The organism is Bacillus sp. FJAT-26390 (assembly GCF_001682865.1).
Classification (GTDB): Bacteria; Bacillota; Bacilli; order Paenibacillales; family Paenibacillaceae; genus Pristimantibacillus.
The window spans coordinates 1,454,114-1,478,491 of sequence record NZ_MAQX01000001.1 but is presented as its reverse complement, the minus strand read 5'-3'; the positions used below and the strand labels follow the sequence as shown (position 1 = coordinate 1,478,491).

At 45.0% G+C, this 24,378-nt stretch carries 23 protein-coding genes; 17 read left to right on the top strand and 6 right to left on the bottom strand.

Features of this window, described 5'->3' with window-relative positions; genetic code table 11:
* Nucleotides 1-113: 113 nt before the first annotated feature.
* The 6 genes from A7975_RS07030 to A7975_RS34020 all read right to left on the bottom strand — a co-directional run bounded on the left by A7975_RS07030 (nt 114) and on the right by A7975_RS34020 (nt 4,260).
* Nucleotides 114-461, bottom strand: coding sequence for a VOC family protein (locus tag A7975_RS07030; protein ID WP_053376427.1), 348 nt, complete (start codon nt 459-461; stop codon nt 114-116).
* Between the two features lie 115 nt (nt 462-576).
* Complete coding sequence (cydS, locus tag A7975_RS35620; RefSeq protein ID WP_442950627.1) at nt 577-681, bottom strand: cytochrome bd oxidase small subunit CydS family protein; 105 nt, start codon at nt 679-681, stop codon at nt 577-579.
* A gap of 28 nt (nt 682-709) precedes the next feature.
* Entirely contained in the window at nt 710-1,723 is a 1,014-nt protein-coding gene (locus tag A7975_RS07025) for a cytochrome d ubiquinol oxidase subunit II (protein WP_053376426.1), read from the bottom strand.
* The gene (locus A7975_RS07020) at nt 1,720-3,072 is read right to left on the bottom strand and encodes a cytochrome ubiquinol oxidase subunit I (RefSeq protein WP_053376425.1); all 1,353 of its coding nucleotides are present in this window, start codon (nt 3,070-3,072) and stop codon (nt 1,720-1,722) included. Before A7975_RS07020 ends, A7975_RS07025 begins: the two co-directional genes overlap by 4 nt.
* Nucleotides 3,073-3,499: 427 nt before the next feature.
* On the bottom strand, nt 3,500-4,111 hold the full coding sequence (locus tag A7975_RS07015) for an SCO family protein (RefSeq protein ID WP_065384600.1): 612 nt from the start codon (nt 4,109-4,111) through the stop codon (nt 3,500-3,502).
* Nucleotides 4,108-4,260 carry a hypothetical protein gene (locus A7975_RS34020; RefSeq protein WP_176707674.1) on the bottom strand — a complete coding sequence of 51 codons (153 nt, stop codon included), beginning with the start codon at nt 4,258-4,260 and terminating at the stop codon, nt 4,108-4,110. The genes A7975_RS07015 and A7975_RS34020 overlap by 4 nt, the downstream gene beginning before the upstream one ends.
* Before the next feature lie 189 nt (nt 4,261-4,449).
* Here A7975_RS34020 and A7975_RS07010 point away from each other — a divergent pair, with 189 nt between their 5' ends.
* The 17 genes from A7975_RS07010 to A7975_RS06930 all read left to right on the top strand — a co-directional run bounded on the left by A7975_RS07010 (nt 4,450) and on the right by A7975_RS06930 (nt 24,362).
* Nucleotides 4,450-4,902 carry a GNAT family N-acetyltransferase gene (locus A7975_RS07010; protein WP_065384599.1) on the top strand — a complete coding sequence of 151 codons (453 nt, stop codon included), beginning with the start codon at nt 4,450-4,452 and terminating at the stop codon, nt 4,900-4,902.
* Nucleotides 4,903-4,949: 47 nt separating this feature from the next.
* Nucleotides 4,950-5,594, top strand: coding sequence for a DUF7010 family protein (locus A7975_RS07005; RefSeq protein WP_053376422.1), 645 nt, complete (start codon nt 4,950-4,952; stop codon nt 5,592-5,594).
* Nucleotides 5,595-6,146: 552 nt separating this feature from the next.
* Nucleotides 6,147-7,880 carry a sensor histidine kinase gene (locus A7975_RS07000; protein ID WP_053376421.1) on the top strand — a complete coding sequence of 578 codons (1,734 nt, stop codon included), beginning with the start codon at nt 6,147-6,149 and terminating at the stop codon, nt 7,878-7,880.
* Nucleotides 7,881-7,882: 2 nt separating this feature from the next.
* A complete protein-coding gene (locus A7975_RS06995; protein WP_065384598.1) occupies nt 7,883-9,223 on the top strand; it encodes a response regulator in 1,341 nt (446 codons plus the stop codon).
* Nucleotides 9,224-9,340: 117 nt separating this feature from the next.
* Nucleotides 9,341-11,059: an extracellular solute-binding protein gene (locus tag A7975_RS06990; protein WP_065384597.1), complete on the top strand. Its 1,719-nt coding sequence runs from the start codon at nt 9,341-9,343 to the stop codon at nt 11,057-11,059.
* 90 nt (nt 11,060-11,149) lie between these two features.
* Nucleotides 11,150-12,040 (top strand): ABC transporter permease, encoded by an 891-nt coding sequence (locus A7975_RS06985; RefSeq protein ID WP_053376419.1) that lies wholly within the window; start codon nt 11,150-11,152, stop codon nt 12,038-12,040.
* Between the two features lie 14 nt (nt 12,041-12,054).
* On the top strand, nt 12,055-12,945 hold the full coding sequence (locus A7975_RS06980; RefSeq protein ID WP_065384596.1) for a carbohydrate ABC transporter permease: 891 nt from the start codon (nt 12,055-12,057) through the stop codon (nt 12,943-12,945).
* A 39-nt stretch (nt 12,946-12,984) separates the two neighbouring features.
* Nucleotides 12,985-14,259, top strand: coding sequence for a Gfo/Idh/MocA family protein (locus A7975_RS06975; protein WP_065384595.1), 1,275 nt, complete (start codon nt 12,985-12,987; stop codon nt 14,257-14,259).
* Nucleotides 14,260-14,261: 2 nt separating this feature from the next.
* Nucleotides 14,262-15,923, top strand: coding sequence for a DUF4091 domain-containing protein (locus A7975_RS06970; protein ID WP_065384594.1), 1,662 nt, complete (start codon nt 14,262-14,264; stop codon nt 15,921-15,923).
* A gap of 31 nt (nt 15,924-15,954) precedes the next feature.
* A complete protein-coding gene (locus A7975_RS06965; protein WP_065384593.1) occupies nt 15,955-17,706 on the top strand; it encodes a glycoside hydrolase family 35 protein in 1,752 nt (583 codons plus the stop codon).
* Nucleotides 17,707-17,746: 40 nt separating this feature from the next.
* Entirely contained in the window at nt 17,747-18,715 is a 969-nt protein-coding gene (locus A7975_RS06960; protein ID WP_065384592.1) for a metallophosphoesterase family protein, read from the top strand.
* A gap of 289 nt (nt 18,716-19,004) precedes the next feature.
* Nucleotides 19,005-19,703: an aspartate/glutamate racemase family protein gene (locus A7975_RS06955; protein ID WP_065384591.1), complete on the top strand. Its 699-nt coding sequence runs from the start codon at nt 19,005-19,007 to the stop codon at nt 19,701-19,703.
* A 314-nt stretch (nt 19,704-20,017) separates the two neighbouring features.
* The gene (locus tag A7975_RS06950) at nt 20,018-20,341 is read left to right on the top strand and encodes a hypothetical protein (protein WP_065384590.1); all 324 of its coding nucleotides are present in this window, start codon (nt 20,018-20,020) and stop codon (nt 20,339-20,341) included.
* 152 nt (nt 20,342-20,493) lie between these two features.
* On the top strand, nt 20,494-21,249 hold the full coding sequence (locus A7975_RS06945; RefSeq protein ID WP_065384589.1) for a class I SAM-dependent methyltransferase: 756 nt from the start codon (nt 20,494-20,496) through the stop codon (nt 21,247-21,249).
* A gap of 177 nt (nt 21,250-21,426) precedes the next feature.
* Nucleotides 21,427-22,224: a COG4705 family protein gene (locus tag A7975_RS06940; RefSeq protein WP_255314192.1), complete on the top strand. Its 798-nt coding sequence runs from the start codon at nt 21,427-21,429 to the stop codon at nt 22,222-22,224.
* 57 nt (nt 22,225-22,281) lie between these two features.
* The gene (locus A7975_RS06935; RefSeq protein ID WP_065384587.1) at nt 22,282-22,956 is read left to right on the top strand and encodes a response regulator transcription factor; all 675 of its coding nucleotides are present in this window, start codon (nt 22,282-22,284) and stop codon (nt 22,954-22,956) included.
* Nucleotides 22,953-24,362 (top strand): HAMP domain-containing sensor histidine kinase, encoded by a 1,410-nt coding sequence (locus A7975_RS06930; protein ID WP_065384586.1) that lies wholly within the window; start codon nt 22,953-22,955, stop codon nt 24,360-24,362. The genes A7975_RS06935 and A7975_RS06930 overlap by 4 nt, the downstream gene beginning before the upstream one ends.
* The last annotated feature ends 16 nt before the right edge of the window (nt 24,363-24,378 follow it).

Below are 24,378 nucleotides of genomic sequence, written 5' to 3'. Positions count from 1 at the left end.
CGTAAAAATGAAACAGCGGAGGACCAAGACTTGAAAAATAAAGTCTTGGCCCGCCGCTGTCTTTATTGAACAAACGTTTCCCGTTACCTAAATAGCAATTGAATTTCAACGCGTTACTTCTCCCAGAGCTCGACCAGTCGACCGTCAGGATCTTCAATCCAAATAAACTTTCCATATTCACTGATCTCTTGTTTCTTTGCAAGAGGTACACCAATATGCTCAAGATGCTGAATAGTCTCGTCTAGATTATGCACTTGGAAATTTAACATCACTTGTTGTTCTGTCGGAAAATAACGGTCATTCTCGGTAAAGAAAGAAAAGATAGTCTCATTTCCTAATTGGGGTTTTATGATCGTCCCATTCCAATTTCCGATTTCAATCTTCAACGCTTCACTGTACCATTTCTTTGTAACTTCAAGATTGTTAGTTCTCCAAAATATTCCTCCGAAACCTTTTATCATGGCATCTAACTCCTGTCTGTCATCACGTTTTTAGCTATCCGATTACATTAGATATTCGAGATTTATTTTTAATTTCCTTTTTCGACTATACTTCCAGTTAGCTTATTGCTGCACCTTATTTCTTGGGTGACGTTTGGCCTTTGGCGCCCCATAGGAAAAGGAATGCTATCGCCATGCCTACGATTAACAGCGGGGCAATCATAATTAAGAAAAACTCCATGCGTAACACCAGCCTTCATTTTGAGTTTTCATTTGCCTTTGACGTAATTGGTGTTAAATAGAAACAGTCTCATCAGCAGGTAGAGTGAAGGAATCAAGAGCAGCAGACCGAGCACAAAAGCAGTGATAAGCGCAATGGCCATCGATTCATTTGTGAAATTGTCGTGTATGGTCAAATAAGGATACAGAATGTAAGGCAAATGCGCAGAGCCGTATCCATAAAACGCGAAAGCAAATTGCAAAATAACGAAGATGAACGATAAGCCGAGCCTCTGCTTTTTCCAAACGAAATAGACAGCAAGCATAAAAAACAGAAAGGAGAGCCCGAACATCCACGCTCGGTCCATCATTTTCTCGAAATGCTCAAGGTTATGGCCATGTATGGCAAAAAAGACGAGAAGGCTGCTCAATATTGTCGGCAAGCTCCACACAAGCGCATACTTCCGAACGATCTGGAATGCCGGGGCGTCTCCCGCTTTATGGGCATAAAAGCTTAGAAACATAGCCGAAATATAGAGTACGCTGACGAGCGCGAGCAAAACGACTGACCATGAGTAGCTGCTGGTAAACAGCTCACGGACTAGAAATATGACTTTGCCTTCCTTCGTTACCTCGATATATCCGCCTTCCGATATCGTCAGTACGGTGGATAAGGCTGCAGGAATAAGCAGGCCGCTTGCGCCGTACATGAGCGTATATATTTTTCTGCTGCGTGAGCCGTAATGGTTAAAAGCATAATAAGCGCCGCGAATGGCAAGCAGCACAATCGCAACACTGCCCGGAATGAGCAAGGCAGTCCCGTAATAATAGGCCGTATCCGGAAAAAAGCCGATAAACCCGACAAAAAAGAAAACGAGGAAAACGTTCGTAACCTCCCACACCGGAGAGAGATAACGGTCGATGATCGAGTGAATCAAATGTCTCGTTCCTGTAATCGAGCTGTAGTAGCTGAAAAAACCGGCACCGAAGTCAATAGAAGCAATGATGAGATAACCGAACAGAAATGTCCAAAGCACGGTAATGCCAATGACCTCGTAGCTCATCGTTTAGCGGAAGCCTCCTTTTCAAAATTAGCTATTTCATCCTCGGCTTGATTGTTTCGGAACATTTTAAGCAGCACCCGAACCGAGGAAACCCCTAGCACAAGGTATAACAATGCAAATAGCAAAAGCATTAAATCAACATGATTGGATGTGGTTGCGCCTTCCGTTGTACGCATAATGCCGCGCAGAATCCAAGGCTGCCTTCCTACCTCGGAGAAAATCCAGCCATGCTCAATCGTAAGTATCGCAATTGGCGCTGCTAGCATAATCGCGCGTAATAGCCAGCGACGGTACGTATTTCCTTTTTTTCGGATCATCTCCACGAGGAAGATAAGGGAGACGAGCACCATATAGCCGACGTAGCCCATTTTGATATCAAATAGATAATGAATCCAAAGCGGGGGCCGTTCGTCCTCCGGGAATTCATTTAGCCCGATCACCTCCGCAAAGGGATTGCTATGGGCAAGGATGCTAAGCCCATAGGGGATTTTAAGTCCAAAACGAACCTCATTGTCTTCGGTAAGCACGCCCCCGAGCACAAGCGGCGCTTTGCCCATCGTTTCGAAATGCCATTCCGTTGCAGCAAGCTTCTCCGGCTGGTATTTGGCGAGATATTTGCCCGATAAATCACCGATAAGCGCCGTGGATACCATGAATACAAAAGCGCAAACCATAGTAAGCTTCAAAGCCTTCTTATAATAAACATGGTTTTTTCCTTTAAGGAGCGACCAAGCCGTGATTGCTGCCAGTACGAATGCACAGGTCAAGTAGGCAGAGGAGAGGACGTGGGCTACTTTAGTTGGCATTGCTGGACTTAGCATGGCTGCAATCGGATTCACATCCGTTATTTCGCCATTGGTTAAAGTGAAGCCAACTGGATAATTCATAAACGCATTTACGATAGTGATGAAAAAAGCAGATGCGGATGAGCCTATGACGACGGGAATCAACAGCCAGAAATGCGTCATCCGATTTTTGAAGCGATCCCATGTATAGAGATAGATCCCAAGAAAGATCGCCTCGAAGAAGAAAGCGAAAGTTTCAAGAAATAGCGGCAATGAGATCGATTGCCCCGCTACTCTCATAAAGCTTGGCCATAACAAGCTTAGCTGAAGCCCAATCGCAGTCCCTGTTACCACGCCGACTGCAACGGTGATGACGAATCCGCGCGCCCAGCGCCGAGCGAGAAGCAGGTAATGAAAGTCGTTTCGCCTAATGCCGATCCATTCAGCCAGCGCAATCATCAGCGGGACGCCGACACCGATCGTTGCATAGATGATATGAAAGCCCAAAGTCAAAGAGGTTAGAATACGGCTGAAAATAACGGGATCATATCCGTTTAAAAGCATGACATTCACTCCTTCGAAGATTTAATGGATAGGGTTTCATTATGGCAATTGACCTTAACCCATGAACTTGCGAATGATCGATAACAGCATGAGCAGCGCTACGACCGCGCATAACATTATCAATTTTCGCTCCTGCCGACTGGAACGATTATTTTTGCTCGAATTCATGCCTTCACTACCTTTCGAATTTTGTGATGTAATTCACAAACTATGCTGGACCTTAGCTTTGAAAAAAGGATATTGGATTATTATGCCCTTTAAGTCGTATTCGTAATATGGCTCGATAGGGCTAAAAGGACAGACAATTGTAACGAATCATTGAACATTGGCAGCGGCTATATCCGGCGAATGGAAAGAGCCGTCCCCAAGCTTGATTCACTTGGTTGGACGGCTCTAATTGGCTATGAGCTTGCTACATTGATGAATATTATTTTTCTTTTAAAAGGGTGTTAATATCTTTTAAAACAAGCGAGTTGTCCATTTCGTCACCCATGCGATAAACCTTGCGAATTTGCTGCTTGGCATCGACGAGCATGAGGGAAGTAACCGTATGAACGAACTGGCCATCGTCTAGCTTTTGAATAGCGATTCCATATTGTTTGGCCGTCTCGATCGTATAAGCTTCGTCTCCACGCAGCAGCTTCCAGCCCGCTTGATCGATTCCCATACGCTGTCCGTATGATCGCAAAACGTCAGGCGTATCCGTATTGGGGTCAAAGGTGACGGAGGCAAACTGCACCTTGCTGCCAAAGCTGCCTTGCTTTTTTAATTCATCCTGAAGCAGCACCATGTTATACGTGGTAACCGGGCAAATGTCGGGACAGCTCGTGAACATGAACTCGATAAGCATAACTTTGCCTTGATTGTCTTTGAGCTCAAAATTGGAGCCGTCTAGCTCTTGCAGCGTGAAATCAGGTGCCTCTTTGACGATCGGAAGCTTGCTGCCGCTGCTTTGAAGCGTATAAAATAAGTAAGCAGCCAACGCAATGAGCAGTACAATAACCGCGATAAGAAAGGGGCTTATTTTCTTAGTTGTCATGTGGGTGAATTCTCTTGCATCCCAGTTGAATAGGAATGTGCCGCCTTGTCCTGCAGTCTATTATCTTCTTGGACCAGCTTTGCTCCATTCAGCATCACGTAGGCCCCGCCAGCTAAAAATAACCCGCCTAAAATAAACCAATAAAGCATATGATTTAGTCTCCTTTCGATTCTAAATATCTTCTCATCATTATAGGAGGAAAGGGCACAATCCTATAATGACTCGAACGAGCTATTTTCGCGTTAATTGTGACGCTTATGTTTCGTTTGTGCCGAATATTTATGGTCATATTTTGATTAGGAAAAGAATCGATAACAAGTAATGCAACGGAGGTTTGTATGATTAGCTTAAAAAGAACGACTTCAAATGATCCGGATTTTTGCCGTTTAATCGAATTGCTGGATAAAGATTTGTGGATTCGATACCCGGATACACAACAAAATTTCGTCGCCTTCAATCACGTTAAATTAGACGCAAATGTAATCGTTGCTTACGATGATGGCAATGCCGCTGGATGCGGCTGCTATAGAGTCACCGAGAATGAAAGCGTAATTGAAATAAAAAGAATGTTCGTCATGGCAGAAAATAGGGGAATGGGCATCGCCAAAGCCATCTTATTGGAGCTTGAAGCATGGGCGCTGGAAGAAGGGAAAGCAGGCGCGATATTGGAAACCGGCACGAACAATCCTGAAGCCGTTGCACTCTATTATAAATTCGGATTTGAACGAATTGAAAATTATGAGCCGTATGTAAATAGTGATGATAGCATTTGCATGAAAAAGATTTTCTGAAAATAAACAAGATCAAAATGCTGAAATGAAAGGGGAATCATTTTAAAATGAGCAATGGATCAAACACGGTTCCTGGAGCGGCTATAAGAGGGACGGCTTCGGGCGTTATCTTCATGGCTTTGTTCGGCACGTTATGGGCGTATACGGGCGTTATGGGCTTGCAAGGCTGGGGAACGGCATGGTTGTTGATTATAGCGGTGGCGATTGGCGTCTCCTTGTTGGTTGGAGCAGGAGCACTTATACGTGCTTCAAAAAAGCTAGCGAATCAAGGTTCAAAGTCAGATTCCGGCTTCGGCAAACCAAACAAGAAGACGTTTAACCTCATATTCGCGGCTGAGGGCGTCGCCATTTTTATAGCGGTTGCCATATGCAATATGATGAATCACAGTGAACTGATTCCCATACTTATTGCCATTATAGTTGGCGTTCATTTTTTTCCGCTGGCGCCCTTATTTCGAGTTAAACTGTATTACATAACGGGCTCTTTGCTTTGCTTGCTTGCGGTAGGCACGTGGCTGTTCGCTCCTGAAACGCTGACCGCTGGGGATCATCAGATTCTTGCGTATATGTCCATTGTTGGTCTCGGTTCTGCCTTGATTTTATGGGGAACAGGATTGGCAGTATGGCTAATGGGGAAAAAGCTTCTTTCATCTGCTGTTAGCCAGCAATCTGGAAATAGCTTTGGAGCTTAAAGGGTATTAAGTTAATGTAGAATGAGAGGTTGCTTCGTAAGGCATACAGAGTGTTAGCCACCCTTAGGGGTGGTTTTTTTGTGATAAACCTTTTATAGTAATAAAGCGTTTATAACAAATAATACAGCTCATCTTATCATGCATATACAAGTATGTAGGAGAGCTCGCATGAGCAAGCACCCTAAGAAATTAGAAATAATGTTTACATGAGCGCTGATGTTTTTTACCGATAATAAGAACTTTTTGACCAGGCTTCACAAACACGACTTTTACATCTTTTTGTTTCTCTTTATGATTGCATTTACAATATCCCATTCCGATCGCCTCCTTTTGATAAGTTCATTTACTATATTCATAGTTTAATAGATTTGACTGTGGTATTTGATTAATATCTCCATGCTTCAAACAAAAATGAAAGCTTAAAAAAGGGGATGCCCTTCTTCTAGAAGAAACTAACTAGAGTATTTCCAACTAAACAGTAAGCGTTTACATTCTCCTGATCAACCTAAATGGGGAAATTCGGTCAAATTAAGATGTTGATGGAGGTTTCATATGAAATTGCAGGCTGCCGGCAAAGCAAAGTGGTTCGTTTACCAGAAAATAGTCATCGTATTTATCGTGTTTCTTGTTCCGCTCATTACGATGAACATTTTGGTGAATTACAAAGGGATGTCTTTTTCGAAAAATACGATATTGGATTCAGCCGCTGCAGGGGCGTCGTTTTATGCTAAGCAATTGGATAAAGAAATGTATTTTATCCGCAACCAGCAATTGCAGTTTCTAAATGGCGACGATTTACAGAAGCTAAGCTTCAGAGGAAGAAGCCTGGCGAAATATGATGAGGTCAAATTAATCGAACAAGTGAGGGATCGGTTAAATCCAATCCTGAACGCCAGTGATTACGTCGTTAACGCAGGTACTTATGTTGCGTCAGTCGGCAAAACCATTTCGAGCATGACCGGCGTTACGGATACTCCGAATGAGGAATATAAGCTCATATCATCGCTATTGGAGAGCACTGAAAAACCTTCCTTTTACAGGGTCGGCGATCGGATTTTCTTTATTGAGTCGTTGAACAATATTTGGTCATACATTGAGATTTCCCAAACAAAGCTGCTCGAAGAGCTGAATCAAATTGCCACCTTGTATCAGGAATCCGAGGTTTTGCTAGGGAGCGAGGGGCTGGGAAGCATTTTATCCACGTCACAAAACGAGCATGCGAGCAAGATTGAGCAGCAGCTGGTTCATGAACAAAGCGATCATGTGGAGAGCGTCTCGGGTATTAAAAAGGTGGACGGCATTAATTATTTTATTACGCATAATTTTGTCAGTTCTTTAAATCTGTCGTTAATTATGTATGTGAATCAGAATGAAATTACTAGGCCGCTCAGCCAGTTTTATACGTTGTATTACTTCTTGTTCGGCATTACAATTCTCATACTGGTACTGTATTCCTTATCGGTAAATGTCATGATCCACCGTCCGTTATCCAATTTACGCAAGGCATTTCGAATGATCGAAACCGACAATTTAAACTTAGTCATTGAATCCAAGACCAAGGATGAATTTCATTATTTATTTCAAAGCTTTAACCGGATGGCGCACAGATTGAAAACCTCGATAGAGGAAAATTACGAGCAAAAAATCGCGCTGCAGCACTCGGAGCTGAAGCAGCTGCAGTCTCAGATCAATCCGCATTTTCTGTATAACAGCTTCTTTAATATTTATATGATGTGTAAAGTAGGCGATTCGGACAGCGCGGCGGAGCTCTCTCAGAAGCTTGGAAGCTACTATCAATACATTACAAGAAGCGGCTCAGATGAAGTGCTCTTGGACAAAGAGTTCCAGCATGCGCTTGATTATTGCGAAATCCAATGCATCCGCTTCTCTAATCGGATCTCGTATGAATATACGGACATATCCGATCGGCTGCATACCGTTTACGTGCCTAGGCTCATCATTCAACCAATCGTTGAAAATGTGTTTGATCATGCTTTTGAAGATGGCACGAATCAGGGTGTTGTCTATATCGGCGCTAGCTATGAGGACGAGACGGTTCGCATCACCGTCGAAGACAACGGTCAATTGTTAACCGACGACAAAATGGAGCAGCTGCAGGAGCAGCTAGAGGTGAAAACGAAGCAAGTTGAAAAGACGGGATTAATTAATGTCAGCAATCGGCTGGAACTCATATATGGCGCGGGGAGCGGCTTGTTCGTCTCTCGAAGCCAATACGGCGGCTTAAAAGTAGAGCTTATTATCCATCTGAGGAACAAAGGAGAATGAATATGTACCGATTATTAATCGTGGATGACGAGCCGGTCATTGTAAATGGTTTAGTGCAGCTTTTTCAGCAAAATCCGGATTTTGAACTAGATGTGTGCAAGGCGTATTCCGCAAGCGAAGCGCTTGAGATCGCGAAAAAAATGAAACTGGACATATTGGTGAGCGATATTCGGATGCCGCAGAAAAACGGGCTGCAGTTAGTCGATGAAATGGTCTATTATTGGCCATCATGCCGAATTATTTTTCTCACGGGATACAGTGAATTTGATTATGTGTATGAAGCGATTCGCAAAAATGTAGAAAACTACATTCTGAAAACGGAAGGGATGGAGCCGATATTTCAAGCGGTGAAGGGAGCTATTCATAAACTGGACGATGAGAAACGCCAAAGGCTTCATCAGGAAAAGGCGCAAAGGCATCTTCAAATCGCCGAGCCTTTTCTTAAAAAACAGCTGATGGAAGCCATGCTGAGCGGAGAACCGATCAATTCGCTATTGACCGATCCGCTTTATGCGGAGGTGGATTTTAACATCTTGTTTGACCGTCCTTCCTTGTTTGTCGTTGGACAGGTTGATCGGCTGGATGTCCACCAGTTAAAGGTGCTGCAATCGGTAGAGCGGATATTTGACAATCATTTGCCATCGTCTATAACAAGCGAGAAAGCCGTTTATGACGGGTGTGTGCTAGCGTGGCTTATTCAACCGGATGAAGATTTATTGAACCGTTTTGCCAATGAACGATCCGATGCGGAACGGGATTGGCAGGGCTTTGTTTCTTATATGAAAGGTATTCTTGAGCTGGTACAAAACGAATGTGAAGAGGTGCTGGACGCTTCTGTCTCATTTGGCATTTCAGGAAATTTGATGGGGAAATGGGACGTGATCCATCAGCAAGCGGAAGCCGTTCGCGCCATGATTCAGAAAAGAGTTCAGCTCGGGCAAAATATGGTCATTGTTGATCTGGAAAAGTCCTCCGGTTATGAAACTGCGCTGTGCAATAGCGGGGGGATGGAGCAGGATGAATTCACGAAATTACTGATTGAACAAATCCACCAATTCGTAAATAAGCATTTATCGGGGGATGTATCCTTAACGGCCATTGCGGATGAGGTGCATTTTAATCCCTCTTATCTGTCCCGATATTACAAGAAAAGCACGGGGCATAATTTGCTCGAGTTTATTCAATCCACGAAGCTGAATGTCGCAATTGACCTGATGATGACGACAACCTTGAAGCTCAATGAAATTGCGATTAGGACAGGCTTTGATTCGCCTTCTTATTTCACGACCTTTTTTAAAAAAATGACGGGTTTATCCCCTCAAGAGTACCGAAACTCACGATAGGTAAAAAAAGTGAAAGCAAAGTAAAAATAGTGAAATTGAAACCGTTTTCTCCCGAAGCCTATAATAAATGCAGGGAACAAAGTCATGAACAAGATCAAAAGGGGGAACGTGTTCGATATGAAAAATGATAAAAAATTAAAAATGATTTTGTTGTTAACGCTGTCGCTTTCAGCAATTACGGCATGCTCTGGTCAGGGGAATGACAAGGCTAATACGCCGGCTTCCACAGAGGATGCCAAGAACGACGCCGCTGCGCCGGATCCATTCGGCAAATATGCCGAGCCGGTTACGGTTACTGAAGTGCTCGGCTTTAATCCGCCGGAAGATTCAAGAACGCCAAAAGGAATTACGCCGGAGCAAAATGCTTACTTCAAGGATCTCAAAGAGATGATGAATATCGATGTGAAATATAAGTGGACCGTTCCTTCCGGCCAATATGAGCAAAAGTTTGCACTTGCCATGGCATCGGGCGATTTGCCTGATATTTTAGAGCTTGATCCAAAAAACTTCGAGAAGCTGAAAAAGCAAGACATGCTGGCTGATCTTTCAGAAGCCTATGAGCAGTATGCATCGCCGACTCTCAAAAAATATATGGAATCCGATGGCGGGTTTGCAATGAAGACGTATAGTTCGGATGGCAAGCAGCTAGCGATCCCGGCTTTTGAAGATCCATTCCTATCTACGCAGCTGCTTTGGATTCGGAAGGACTGGCTCGATCATTTGAACCTGCAGGCTCCGAAGACGATCGATGAGCTGGAGAAGGTTGCAGAAGCATTCGTAAAAAATGATCCGGATCAAAATAGCAAGGATGACACCTACGGCATCTCATTGCAGAAGACTTTGTTTTTCTGGGGCTTTGACGTACGGGGACTCTTCAACGGATTCGGTGCATACCCTTCCATTGGCGATGCCCAGACCGCTTGGCTGAAGGATGGCGACGATAAATTAAAGGCCGGACTAATCCAGCCTGAAGTGAAGACCGTTCTAGGCAAGCTGCAAAGCTGGTATCAGAATGGCATTTTAAACAAAGAGTTTGCGTTGAAGGACGAGAATAAGGCAGTAGAAGATATTACGGCAGGCAGGGTAGGCTTGGTATTCGGAGAATGGTGGTACCCGAACTGGCCGCTTAACTTGAACGTGGACAATGATCCGAAGGCCGAATGGATCGCGGTTCAAATTCCAGGTCTTGATGGACCAGGCAAATCGCTTGTACCAAAGATCCGTGCAGGAAAGGTCTTCGCCGTGAACAAAAAATTTAAAAATCCGGAAGCGGCGATTAAAATGATCAATTTCTACATTGAAATGGGCAATAAGCAATATTTGGAAAAGAACAAAGCCGAGAATGGTTACGTATATAACTGGTTTAACCCACGGATTTATAATCCGGCTCAGATTGACACGATTTATACAGAAGTTAACAAGACGATGGATGCCAAGCTGACTGAGATTGAGCTGGATGACGAGAACTATAAGAACGTAGCCGATGTCTTCAAAGCAGGCACCGACTATCTTGCAGGGAATACGGCTAATGCTTCCAAAGGCGTCAATTGGGGTCAATATTATAGCCGTGCGGCCAAAGAAGGCGGCTGGGGAACGACACGGAAAATTAAAGAAACCCAAGCTTTTGTGAACAACGAATTTTATGGCCTTCCTACCATAACGCAAGTGGAGAAGGGCGCGCAGCTGGATAAGCTGATGCAAGAATCCTTTACCAAAATCATCATGGGCGCGCCAATCGATGAATTCGATAAGTTCGTTGCAAGCTGGAAGTCGCTTGGCGGCGACCAAATTACCCAAGAGGTTAATGAGTGGTATAGCAAGCAGCCGAAAAATTAAAGCTTTGTCCCAAAAAAAGCGGGAGAGAAGAGTCGAGCAGTCGACAACGCCTCCCGCTTTACCTTTAGCATCCGGTTAGGAGGGTCATCTATGAGAACGTTGAAAAAAGAATATTTGCTCCATTTGATGTTATTGCCCGGTGTTGTCGCTACATTGATTTATGCGTACGGTCCAATGGCCGGTCTTGTCATGGCTTTTCAACAGTTTGAACCGTTGTCCGGATTTTTTAAATCTGATTTTGTCGGGCTTGATAACTTCCGTTACGTGTTTAATCTACCGGATTTTAATCAAGTGCTTTGGAATACGTTGTTGATCTCGCTCATAAAAATGGTGCTGTTCCTGCTTGTGCCGCTCATTCTTGCGCTATTGCTGAATGAGGTCACGAAGACATGGTTCTCGCGCTTCATTCAGTCCGCTATTTTCCTGCCTTTCTTCCTGTCATGGACCGTGCTGGGCGGCGTCATTATTGAATTGTTTTCTCTAAATGGACCGATAAATGGCTTGTTGTCCGCAGCGGGAGCGTCACCGATTATGTTCATGCTGGACAATGACTGGTTCAGGGGCATCATCATTGGGTCAGACGTCTGGAAGGGAATGGGCTACAACATGATCGTCATGCTTGCTGCCATCGTCGGAATTAATGCAACGCTCTATGAAGCGGCAGAGGTGGACGGGGCAGGAAGGTGGAAGCAGGTCATTCATATTACGCTTCCCGGCATGGCACCGATTCTTATTTTGCTTGGCGTTTTAAGCTTGGGAGGCATTCTAAATGCAGGCTTCGAACAAATTCTGATCATGTATAACCCGACTGTTTATGAAGGGGCAGATATTATTGATACTTTCGTATACCGGTTAGGCATATTCAGCCAGCAATTCGGACCCGCATCCGCGATAGGTCTCTTTAAATCTGTCTTATCCTTAGGACTGGTATCCATCACCTACTATGCGGCTTACAAGTATAACAACTATCGAATATTTTAGGCGGAGGTCATACTATGGTACACAAACCATCAATCAGCAGAAAGCTTTTTGTCGTGCTCAATACGTTGTTGTTAACCTCTGTCACCTTGCTCGGCATTATCCCTTTTATTCATCTGCTTTCTATTTCACTTAGCTCCAATACGGCTGCGATGGCCGGGGATGTAAGCCTGTGGCCTGTCGGATTCTCCACGGATGCCTATGTCTATTTGGGAGAAAAAATCGAGTTTTTCCGTTCGTTATGGGTTTCCGTAAAGCGGGTCGTACTCGGAACGGCCGTAAATATGCTGCTCGTGTTCATTACTGCGTTTCCGTTATCCAAATCGAATAACCAGTTTAAATTTAGAACCCCGTATGTATGGTTTTTTGCGACTACGATGTTTTTTGGCGGCGGATTAATTCCTACTTATATTATCGTCAAAAATACAGGCATCATAGATTCGATCTGGGCGCTCATTCTACCGGGAGCCTTGAATGTATGGAATATGGTCCTTATGTTGAATTTTTTCAGATCCATTCCGAGAGAGCTGGACGAGGCGGCTACGATTGACGGTGCAGGCCACTTGCGAGTGCTTTGGCAAATTTATTTGCCGGTATCGCTTCCGTCGATCGCAACGATCGGATTGTTCACCATTGTCGGGCATTGGAATGCTTGGTTTGACGGGATTCTTTACTTGAATTCACCGGATAAGTACCCGCTTCAAACCTATCTGTCCACACTCATTATGTCGATCAATGCCCAAATGTCTTCCTTGTCTATCGAGCAGCTCAAAGCGATGGATAACTTGAGCGAGAAAACGCTGCGGACGGCGCAAATCTTCATGGGCGCACTGCCCATTATGTTGGTGTATCCGTTCTTGCAAAAATATTTTGTTAAAGGCATGACCGTAGGAAGCGTCAAAGAATAGCTGAAAAAGTTTGCAGCAGCGGGGGAGAGGGATTGTTTTATGAAAAAAGTTACAGTTGCCATAATCGGAGCGGGATTGCGCGGAATCAATTATTTGGAATATGCGCTCTCGCATCCGCATGAGCTGCAGGTCGTAGCGGTTGCCGAGCCGGTCGCCGAACGCAGGAACAGCTTCCAAAAGAGGCATGGAATTGCAGATGACCGGTGTTTTGATAACTGGGATGATTTTTTTGCTTTGCCGAAGCTTGCGGATGCCGTGCTTATCTGCACGCAAGACAAGCAGCATTTCATTCCGACCATGAAGGCGCTTGAGGCAGGTTATCATGTCCTTCTAGAGAAGCCAATGTCTCCCGATGCCAAGGAATGTATGCTAATGGGAGAGATGGCGTCTCAATACAACCGCGTGTTCTCGATTTGCCATGTGCTGCGGTACACGAATTTTTTCTCTACTATAAAAGGTTTGCTGGATGACGGCGCAATAGGCAAGCTGATGGCTATTTCGCACAATGAGAACGTAGGCTATTGGCATCAAGCACATAGCTTTGTCAGGGGGAATTGGCGCCGGAAAGAGGAGTCCAGCCCAATGATTTTAGCGAAGTCCTGCCATGATTTGGACATTCTGCTCTGGCTGGCGGGTTCAGAATGCGTTCGCGTGTCCTCCTTCGGGTCACTCTCGCATTTCAAATCCGATCAAGCGCCGGCAGGGGCGCCGCTGCGCTGCTTGGACGGATGTCCGGCCGCGGATGACTGTCTCTATTATGCTCCTAATGTTTATTTGACAGACGATACGAATTGGCCTACATCGGCAATTAGCAATGACATCAGCTACAGTGCCCGTTATAAGGCTCTGGAAGAAGGCCCTTACGGCAGATGTGTCTATCACTGCGACAACGATGTCGTTGACCATCAGGTTGTCAATTTGGAGTTCGCTAATTCGGTCACTGCGGCATTTACGATGAGTGCGTTTACGAGAGACGTCAGCCGTACGATCAAGCTGATGGGGACGAAAGGCGAAATCCGCGGCGCCATGGAGAAAAATGAAATTGAGATTATTCATTTCGGCAGCGGCAAGATCGAGCGAATCGTATTTGAAGATAGGGGAGGCCATGTCGGCCACGGCGGCGGCGATATGGGTTTGCTCAAGGATTTCTTAAAGCTGGTAAGGGATGACGGCAAGAGCGAGGGCCTTACCTCGGCCAACCAATCGATTCAAAGCCATCTCATGGCGTTTGCGGCGGAACGGTCAAGATTGGACGGCAACAGTATCGATCTTAAAGATTTTGCACAAAGCATCTTATGCGAAGAGGTGAAATAAGGATGAGTGAACCGTTGCCGTTTCAAACGAAGCTGTTAAGCTCTTTGGCAAAGGTTTTCGCGGATGAAAAGCCTGCTAATGAAAGCTATAAATACGCATCGGCGCTTCTAGGCGAAACGTTCTCCTTTCAGGTAGCCTACACCTCGGACACCCTTCTGAAAAATATGGTTTTGAAAATAGATTCGCCTATCGCAGAGCATGCAACGATTAGATCCGTCGGACTGGTTCCATCGGAGATGCCCTGCTACAGCGATCCGGATACTGACGTCTTGCGAACGGCGCCTGGATTATATCCAGATCCATTATACGAGCTGGAACAGCAATCGGTTGTATCGGTTCCCGGACAATGGCGTTCAGTATGGGTGAGCATCGCTCTGGATAAATCGGTTCCTGCGGGTGTTCACCCGGTACGGATCTCCTTTCAATCAGCTGATGGCGAGCAGCTAGCGAAATCCGATGTATTTGAATTGACTGTCATTCCGGTCACGCTGCCACCGCAGCAGCTCATTCACACGGAATGGTTTCATGCGGATTGTATTGCTACGCAGTACGGGGTCGAGGTGTTTAGCGAATCGCACTGGTTACTTCTGGAACGTTATGCAGATACGATGGCAAGGCATGGGATGAACATGATATTGACGCCTTTGTTTACGCCTCCGCTCGATACCGCAATAGGAGGAGAGCGTCCGACGGTTCAACTCGTTGAAGTGGCGGCGAATGGAAGCACTTATTCATTCGGATATGACCAGCTTACGCGGTGGATAACGATGTGCCGGAAGCTGGGCTTCAAATACTTTGAGTTTTCCCATTTATTTACGCAGTGGGGAGCGAAGTGCGCGCCGAAAATTATGGGAACGATTGATGGAGAAGAGCGGCAGCTATTCGGCTGGGAGACGGATGCATCCTCTGAGTCGTATCTGGGCTTTTTGGACCAGTTTCTGCCTAGTCTGGACCGTTATTTGAAAGAGAATGGGCTGGAGCAGCAAAGCTGGTTCCATATATCCGATGAGCCTGCACTCGAGCATATGGAATCGTACCGATCGGCAAGCGAGATCATTTATAAGCATCTATCCGATTATCCCGTAATGGATGCGCTGTCCGATCTGGATTTATATAAAGAGGGTCTAGTAAAGAGACCGATTCCAGCGAACAATCATATCGAACCGTTCCTAGAGCATCAAGTTCCGGACTTATGGACTTATTATTGCTGCGGGCAGCATCAACAGGTGTCGAACCGTTTTTTTAACATGCCGTCTGCCAGAAATCGGGTCATCGGATTACAGCTATACAAGTTTGGATTGCAAGGATTTCTGCACTGGGGCTATAACTTTTGGTACTCGCAATATTCGCTGGATCAGCAGTTAGACCCCTTCCGGACGACCGATGCGAAGCTGGCTTTCCCTTCGGGAGACGCTTACTTGGTTTATCCGGGCAAAGAAGGCCCGATTGAGTCGATTCGTTTGGAAGTGCTCTACGAGGGCATACAGGATTTGCGGGCTCTAGAGCTGCTGGAGCAGAAGATTGGCAAACAAAAGACGGTTGAGCTCATGGAACAGGATTTGGCTGAGCCATTGACGTTCGCCAATTATCCAAGAGGAAGCGGAGAATGGCTGTTAGCGGCAAGAGAGCGGATCAATCAAGCGTTAGCCAGCCATTTTGCATAAGCAATTAAATAGTTGATGGGGTGGAAGACAAATGGCTACATTTAATTATTCGGGATCTACATTTTATTATAATGATCAGCCCATACGACTCCTTTCGGGAGCCATCCATTATTTTCGGACCGTCCCGGAGTATTGGGAGGACCGTCTTTTGAAATTAAAGGCTTGCGGGTTTAATGCCGTTGAAACATATGTGCCTTGGAACCTTCACGAACCGAAGAAAGGCCAGTTTTATTTTGAAGGGATGGCTGATCTTGTTCGTTTTATAGAGCTGGCCGGAGAGCTGGAATTGCATGTTATCGTTCGGCCTTCGCCCTATATTTGTGCGGAATGGGAGTTCGGAGGACTTCCCTCATGGCTGCTTGCTGATTCGGATATGCGCCTTCGCTGCTATTATAAGCCGTTCCTTGATCATGTAGACGCCTACTATGATGTGCTGCTTCCGAAATTGAAGCCGCTATTATGCACGAACGGCGGACCTATTATCGCCATGCAAATCGAGAACGAATATGGCAGCTACGGCAATGACAAACGATATTTAACGCATCAAAAAGAGAGCATGATCGCCCGTGGGGTGGATGTGTTGTTATTTACCTCGGACGGACCTGAGGACGCGATGCTGCAAGGCGGCATGATCGACGGTGTATTGGCAACGGTGAATTTTGGTTCCCGGGCAGTTGAAGCATTCGATAAGCTTAAACAATATCAACCGGACGCGCCGCTCATGTGTATGGAATATTGGAACGGCTGGTTTGACCATTGGGGCGAGGAGCATCATACCCGGCCAGCCGAAGATGTCGCATATGTACTAGATGAAATGCTAAGCCTGCATGCATCCGTTAATTTTTATATGTTCCACGGAGGAACGAATTTTGGCTTCTATAACGGCGCAAACGGCCATACAAAGGAGAGCTATGAACCGACGGTTACAAGCTATGACTATGATGCGCTGCTGAACGAATCCGGTGAACCAACGGCTAAATATTATGCGGTGCGCGATGTCATTTCAAAGTATGTGGAGCTTGGTCCTTGTGAATTGCCGGCCCCAATCGCCAAGAAAGCTTACGGACGGGTGGCAATGACTGGGCAAGCCTCATTAACGGCAAATTTGGATCGCATGTCGACACCTATCCATACCGCATTTCCGGAGACGATGGAGAAATTGGGCCAGGATTACGGTTTTGTTCATTATCGTACCTTTATAAGCGGTCCTCGTCCGAAAGAAGAGCTTTTCTTGCAAGATCTGCATGACCGTGCGCAGGTCTTCCTTAACGGGCAGCCTGCAGCCATTTTGGATCGTGTCCATGCCGATGTGAAGCTTGAGTTTGAAGTTCCTGCTGACGGAGTTGAACTCACCATACTTGTCGAGAATGCAGGCCGTGTCAATTATGGGCCTTACATGAAAGACCGGAAAGGGATTACCGAAGGCGTGCGCTACGGACGACAGTTCCTATCGGATTGGACAACGCATACGCTGCCGTTAAAGGATTTGTCCTCTCTAGTATTTGGAGGCTTGTTTGAGCAAGAGGAACCAAGCTTCTATCGCGGAAATGTAACGGTGGATGAGCCTTGCGATACGTTCCTCAGTTTGGAAGGGTGGACCAAAGGAGTCGTCTTTATCAATGGCTTTAATTTAGGACGCTATTGGAATATGGGGCCGCAGAAAACATTGTATGTGCCGGGGCCGATACTGAGGCAAGGCGACAATGAGATTGTCATTTTTGAATTGCATGGCGCCGCTGATAAAGCGGTAACCTTTTTGGATCAGCCTGATCTAGGCTCATAAATGAAATCAGATAACAACTTCGTTGAGAGGAAGTATATGGATGTCAAGTGCGCTTCGCTTTCGCAAAGATGGAACCTTTACAATCGTTCAATTCACAGATATTCATTGGATAGACGGATCTGATTTAGATTTGCAATCGAAGGCTGTTATGGAGCTTGTGCTGGATGCGGAGCAACCGGATCTTGTTATGTTTACAGGGGACGTTATTTATACGGGCACGCATGAGGACGGGTCCAGCTTATGCCACGATCCTGCTGGCGCCTTTCGGCAAGCGGTTGCCGCCGTCGAACAACGCGCCATCCCTTGGGGCGTCGTATTCGGTAATCATGACACGGAGAACGGCATTACAAGGGATCAACTGATGAGCGAAGTTTTAAAACACGCTTACACATTGGCTGAAAGGGGACCTGAACACATACATGGCGTAGGAAACTATGTGCTCCCCGTCTTTGGCTCAAATAACGAAAAAGCAGCAGCGTTGCTCTATTGCTTTGATTCTGGTGCATACTCCGAGCAGCCGATCGTTCCGGGGTACGATTGGATCCGCCATGATCAGGTTGAGTGGTATACCGAGCAATCTCGTGAATGGAAAGCAAGGCTTGACGGGGAAGCATTGCCGGCGATTTCATTCTTTCATATTCCTCTGCCTGAGTACGAAACCGTATGGAGGCAGGAAGTATGCTACGGCTCTAAACATGAGAAGGTATGCTCAGCCAAAACGCAGGCAGGCATCTTCTCGGCGATGATAGCGCAAGGGGATGTGATGGCTACTTATTGCGGACATGATCATATTAACGATTATTGGGGAGAGCTTTACGGCATACGGCTTTATTACGGCCGGGCGACTGGATTCAATACCTACGGCAGGCAAGGGTTCCAGCGGGGTGCGCGCGTTATTCAATTGACGGAAGGCAAACGCAGCATCGATAGCTGGCTTCGTCTAGAGGATGGCTCAACGATTAAAGACCAAACGGAACATCTGCCGGAATATGAAAAACCGGCCTTATAAGGCCGGTTCAGGCTGTAGTGAAACCCACGCTTTTTCCGAAGCGATGGGTTTCTCTTTTTGTATTTGATATCGTGACGGAAACCGACGGAAAATAGAATGGCGCTAATCCGCTAGTGGAGGAGATGCGATTCGTCTAACAATATGATAAAGGGATGAGTGTTCATCGAATGTGCCGCTGCAAAGTCGCCTGGATTTATAGCGGGATAAAGGATAAAGGTGTTAAGATGGAATACATACAAAAGAGAGAGTGGAGAGGAATAGAATGAGTGCAAATCTAAGTGGTAATAAGATGAGAACAATAGGTCTTATTGGCGGTATGAGCTGGGAGTCGTCATTGCTCTATTACCAAATCATCAATCAAAGCGTAAAAGAAAAGCTTGGCGGACACCATTCTGCAAAAAGTATTTTGTTATCGGTCGATTTTCAAGAAATCATCGATCTTCAGCATCAAGGGAATTGGGATGAAGCTACAAAAATCATGATTGATTCCGCACAGAAGCTAGAAGCTGCCGGGGCTGATCTAATCGTCATATGTACGAATACGATGCACAAAATGGCAAAGGAAGTGGAAGAATCGGTATCGATCCCTTTGCTTCATATTGCTGATGCAACTGCAACAGAAATTGTGAAGGCCGGCATTAAGAAAGTCGCTTTGCTGGGAACTGCCTTTACGATGGAACAGGATTTTTACAAGGGCAGGCTCGCTGAAAAATTTGAGCTCGAAGTGATCGTTCCGAATGCATCGGATAGAAAGATCGTCCATGACATCATCTATCAAGAGCTTTGTCTCGGAATCATTAATGATGAATCTAGAAAAGCTTATTTGAAGATTATTGACGGTTTGAACAAGCAGGGGGCAGAGGCTGTTATTCTTGGCTGTACTGAAATTACGCTATTAATCGCACAAGATGATTGCAGTATCCCGATTTATGATACGACAAGGCTACATGCAGAAAGTGCTGTTGATTACGCTTTAAAAGAGAACTAAGCCATAGTAAGTGGTTATAGAAGAGGATGCCGATCATAAAAGGCATCCTTTTTGTGCTGCAAAAAAATATTTTGTTCACAGAATTTGTTTACAGATATAAACTTAAATGGGATAATGCGCATTAAAAGGCAGGAATGTTGATGCGGGAGGACAAAAATGTGGCTAGAAAAAATCAAATCATAGGAAGCTTCATACTCGTCATGATTGCTTTGATCGTTTATTCATTGTATCCAAAAAAATTTGAAGTATAGAGGGAATATCGATCTATTATCTATTCGTTTGATTCCGATTTTGAGCAAGAAACAATAATCAAAATGAGCGGAGATGGATATAAAAGGCTTCTTGGGAAAAATACCGTAATGGGAACGCTGACCGTAGATAAAGATTTAACATATCCTTTCAAATTAGAGTTCGACGGTCAAAAATACTTTTTCTTGATTACAGAAACTAACAATTGGACAGTTCTAAAAAGCATTGGAACCATCACGGCCTCAAGAAATCTTGATAAAATCTGGCTGATGCTGAATGGCATTGATGAAAAATATGGGATTAATGGATATGTTTTTGGCCCAGCAGACAATAAAGAAGAGGCGAACGAATTAATAAAGCAGATGTTGGGTTTTGAAAAAAACAGTTAGAATAGCTAGCCATATGAGAGGTCTTATTGTAAAATGATATTAAAAAGTGAAACTGTGTTTCAACTAATGAAACAGTGTGGCGAAAATGATTTGAAAGTTAGTCCGTTATTAAACAGCATTCATTACCTTTCTTAGAAGGAGAGTGGCAATTGATGAATAGTAAAGAACGGTTTTCTGACCGGGTGGATTCGTATGTAAAGTTTCGCCCGAGCTATCCGGATGAAGCGATTAATTATTTATACGATGTTGTTGGAGTGCAAGCGAAAAGTAAGATCGCGGACATTGGTGCAGGAACAGGTATTTTTTCAAAGCTGCTTTTGGAGCGCGGGAGTCATGTTACGGCCGTGGAGCCGAACCAAGAAATGCGGGGAGCTGCGGAAAAGACGCTTAACGGTGAAAAAAATTACCGTGCCGTTTCCGGCTCCGCTGAAATGACTGGACTGCCGGATCGGTCTGTAGATTTTATCGTTTGTGCTCAGGCCTTTCATTGGTTTGACCGCAGCGCAGCGCAATCGGAATTTAAACGAATTTTGAAGCCCGGTGGCAAGGTTGTGTTAATATGGAATTCGAGGCTTCTTCAGGGTACCCCTTTTCGGGAAGGGTACGAGCAACTGCTGCAAACTTTTGGCACGGACTACAATAAAGTGAATCATAAAAACATTTCGCCAGAAATACTGGTTTCTTTCTTCAAATCGGGGAACATGCATGAAAAACGATTCATCTATCAACAAGTGTTTGATTTTGAAGGATTGAGCGGTCGATTACGGTCGTCTTCCTATACGCCTGCATTCGGAGAACCGAAATACGATCTCATGATGAATGAGCTGCATCATTTATTTGAACGGAATAAGGAGAATGGAAAAGTGTTTTTTGAATACGAGACCGAGGTATACTGGGGCGAAGTTTAAAAAATAAGATAGCGATAATCAATGAATCCACTCCAACATACGGAGTGGTTTTATGTTTGTTATGGAATAATAAGGGGATAGAGGCGATCACTCACCTCGAATTTTCATAATCGCTTGATACACTCATTGCAGCGGTTGAGAAAGCCGTATAACTTTGGGTGAGAGGATGGGTTCATCTTGCAAACGAACAAGCATGAAACCGTTTTAAGTCAAGATTTGTTTAACAAAGTTCCGCAGCTTACGATTTTTTTCTGGATCATCAAAATTTTAGCAACGACGGTAGGTGAAACCGCAGCGGATTTTCTTGACAGCAACCTTGATTTGGGGTTGACCAATACGACATTTGTGATGAGCATCCTTCTAATCGCAGTCTTGTATTATCAATTTAAATTGAACAAATACGTGCCAGTCGTATACTGGTCGGTAGTCGTCCTAATCAGTATTATAGGTACTCTGATTACAGATAATCTCGTAGATAACATGGGTGTTTCATTGGTGACGACTACAGTTATTTTTACACTTGCGCTGGCGGCGACATTCGCAGCGTGGTATGCAAGCGAGAAATCTCTGTCTATTCATTCGATTATAACAAGTAGACGTGAAGCTTTTTATTGGTTGGCCATTCTGTTCACCTTTGCGCTCGGCACGGCAGCTGGCGATCTTGTGGCGGAGAGCATTGACTTGGGTTATTGGAAGTCAGCGCTTATATTTGCCGGGCTAATCGCTGTTGTGACGGTGGCTCATGTTCGCTTCAAGCTAAATGCGGTACTCGCTTTTTGGATCGCTTATATTTTGACTCGGCCGCTTGGTGCCTCGCTAGGCGACTATTTATCTCAACCGCGGGAGGATGGAGGTCTTGGCCTAGGTACGGTTGTAACCAGTGCAATCTTTTTAGTTACGATTCTGAGTCTGGTTATCTATTTGACGAAATCTCGTAAGGATGAAAACTCAGCCGTGAACCCGGTTGGAAAATAGAGCAGGCAAACGCTGTGAAAAGGCTATAATAGGTAAAAGGAAGCAGCGGGAGGATATATGAAAAAAATTCTAATTGTTGAGGACGAACCGAACTTCGCAAGATTTCTTGAACTGGAGCTCAGGCATGCCTCGTTTGAAGTCACCGTCGCGTATGATGGGACGAGCGGGCTTGCCATTGCACTTGAGCATGACTTTGACCTGATATTGCTTGATGTGATGCTGCCGGGGATGAACGGATTTGAGGTCTGCAGAAACATTCGCGAACACAAGAAAACGCTCATTATGATGTTGACCGCGCGGAATAAGGTAACGGATAAGGTAACCGGGTTGGATTATGGAGCAGACGACTACATTCCAAAGCCGTTCGCCATTGAAGAACTATTTGCCCGCATGCGAGCGTTGTTCCGTAGGTATGAGCATAGTGAACAGACGTTATCTGCGTTATCTTTTCTGGATTTAAATGTTGATTTGAATGCCAGAGTCGTTACGCAATCAGGCGATACCATAACGTTTACGAAGCGTGAATTCGATCTGCTGGCTGTATTTATGCAAAATGTTAACTTGGTGTTGTCAAGGGACAACCTGCTTAATAAAGTGTGGGGCCACAATACCGAAGTGGAAACGAATGTTGTCGATGTTTATGTCAGATATTTAAGGAATAAATTAGGCTCTCCGGGAGATGAGAAATACATTAAAACGGTTCGTGGAATAGGATATGTGATGCGGTTATGAAAATGATTATGTCTCGAATAAACACGCTGCCGATGAAATGGCGGATCACCTTGTGGTCCGCCTTATGGATGTGTGTTTTTTTTCTCCTCTATAATTCGGTTCAATATTTGGTTCTGGATCGGTGGATTCTTGCTCAAGAAGAGAATGGAATCAGAAAAAACATGGATGAAATTCTCGTTTATTACGCGGATAACGACTCAAAGGATGTGGCCTCTGGAAAAAACTTCCTCGATAAAGTGAATCAGCCGGATCAGTTTATTCGCATACTAGACAAGAACGGGGCACCTTTATTTACGGTTAACGGTAATTTGCCCGACTCCTGGGTAAAGCCGGAGAAGGTGGATGCTAACACGCTCGTAAGCTTGTGGCATGAACAGGATCATTTATTAGTCATGAGAAGTCCCATCAGGACAGATGAGTTCATAGGCACAATTGAAATTGTCCGAAATTTGGAAAACTACGAAAGACTGAATCATATTTTGCTGCTAGTGATGGCTATCGGAGGTTTGGGAGGCGCCGCATTCAGTATGTTTGCAGGTGTTCTGCTTGGCAGACAATTGGTCAAGCCCGTCGCTAGGCTATCAGAGACGATGGAGAAGATTACACATAACGGACTAGGGGAAAGAGTAGAATATTGGGACAATAAGGATGAGTTGTCCAATCTTAGTTTTATTTTTAATAATATGATGGATCGTCTGGAAGAGGTGTTCCAACAACAGAATCGATTTGTGGAGGATGCTTCGCATGAGCTCAGAACACCTATCGCGATCATTGAGGGCCATCTAAACCTGATAGCCCGTTGGGGGAGGAACGACCCGACTGTATTAACCGAATCACTGAATGCTTCTCTGGATGAATTGGCGCGCCTCAAAAATCTCACTCATGATCTGCTGGCTTCGTCTGAGGCAACTAGCGAGCAGACAAGCACGGAACAAGCTGATATTTATAAAATCGTGCATCATGTAGTGGACGGCTTTGCCGTAATTCACCCGGAATTTGTGTTCCAAATCGACATTGACGCCCTGAAGCATAGGGCTGCGGCTATTCGAGGATATCATTTGAAACAGATTTTAATGATTGTTCTTGATAATGCAATCAAATACTCCGGTGATAAGAAGGATATAAAGATAGCCGGAGACGCGCTTGATGACCAAACCGTTCAGATCCAGATAAGGGATAAGGGATTGGGCATTCAGGCGGTGCATCTGCCCCGTGTATTCGACCGCTTCTACCGCGTCGATGAGGCAAGGAGCAGTAAGCAGGGCGGCAGCGGGCTCGGACTTTCAATTGCAAAACGGCTAGTTGAAGCTTATTGTGGGACCATTCAAATCAAGAGCTCCGAAGCACAAGGAACGATTGTGTCTTTCATTTTACCGATATTCAAAGATGAAGCTGGTCAAGCGTAAAGACGCCTCCAAACCC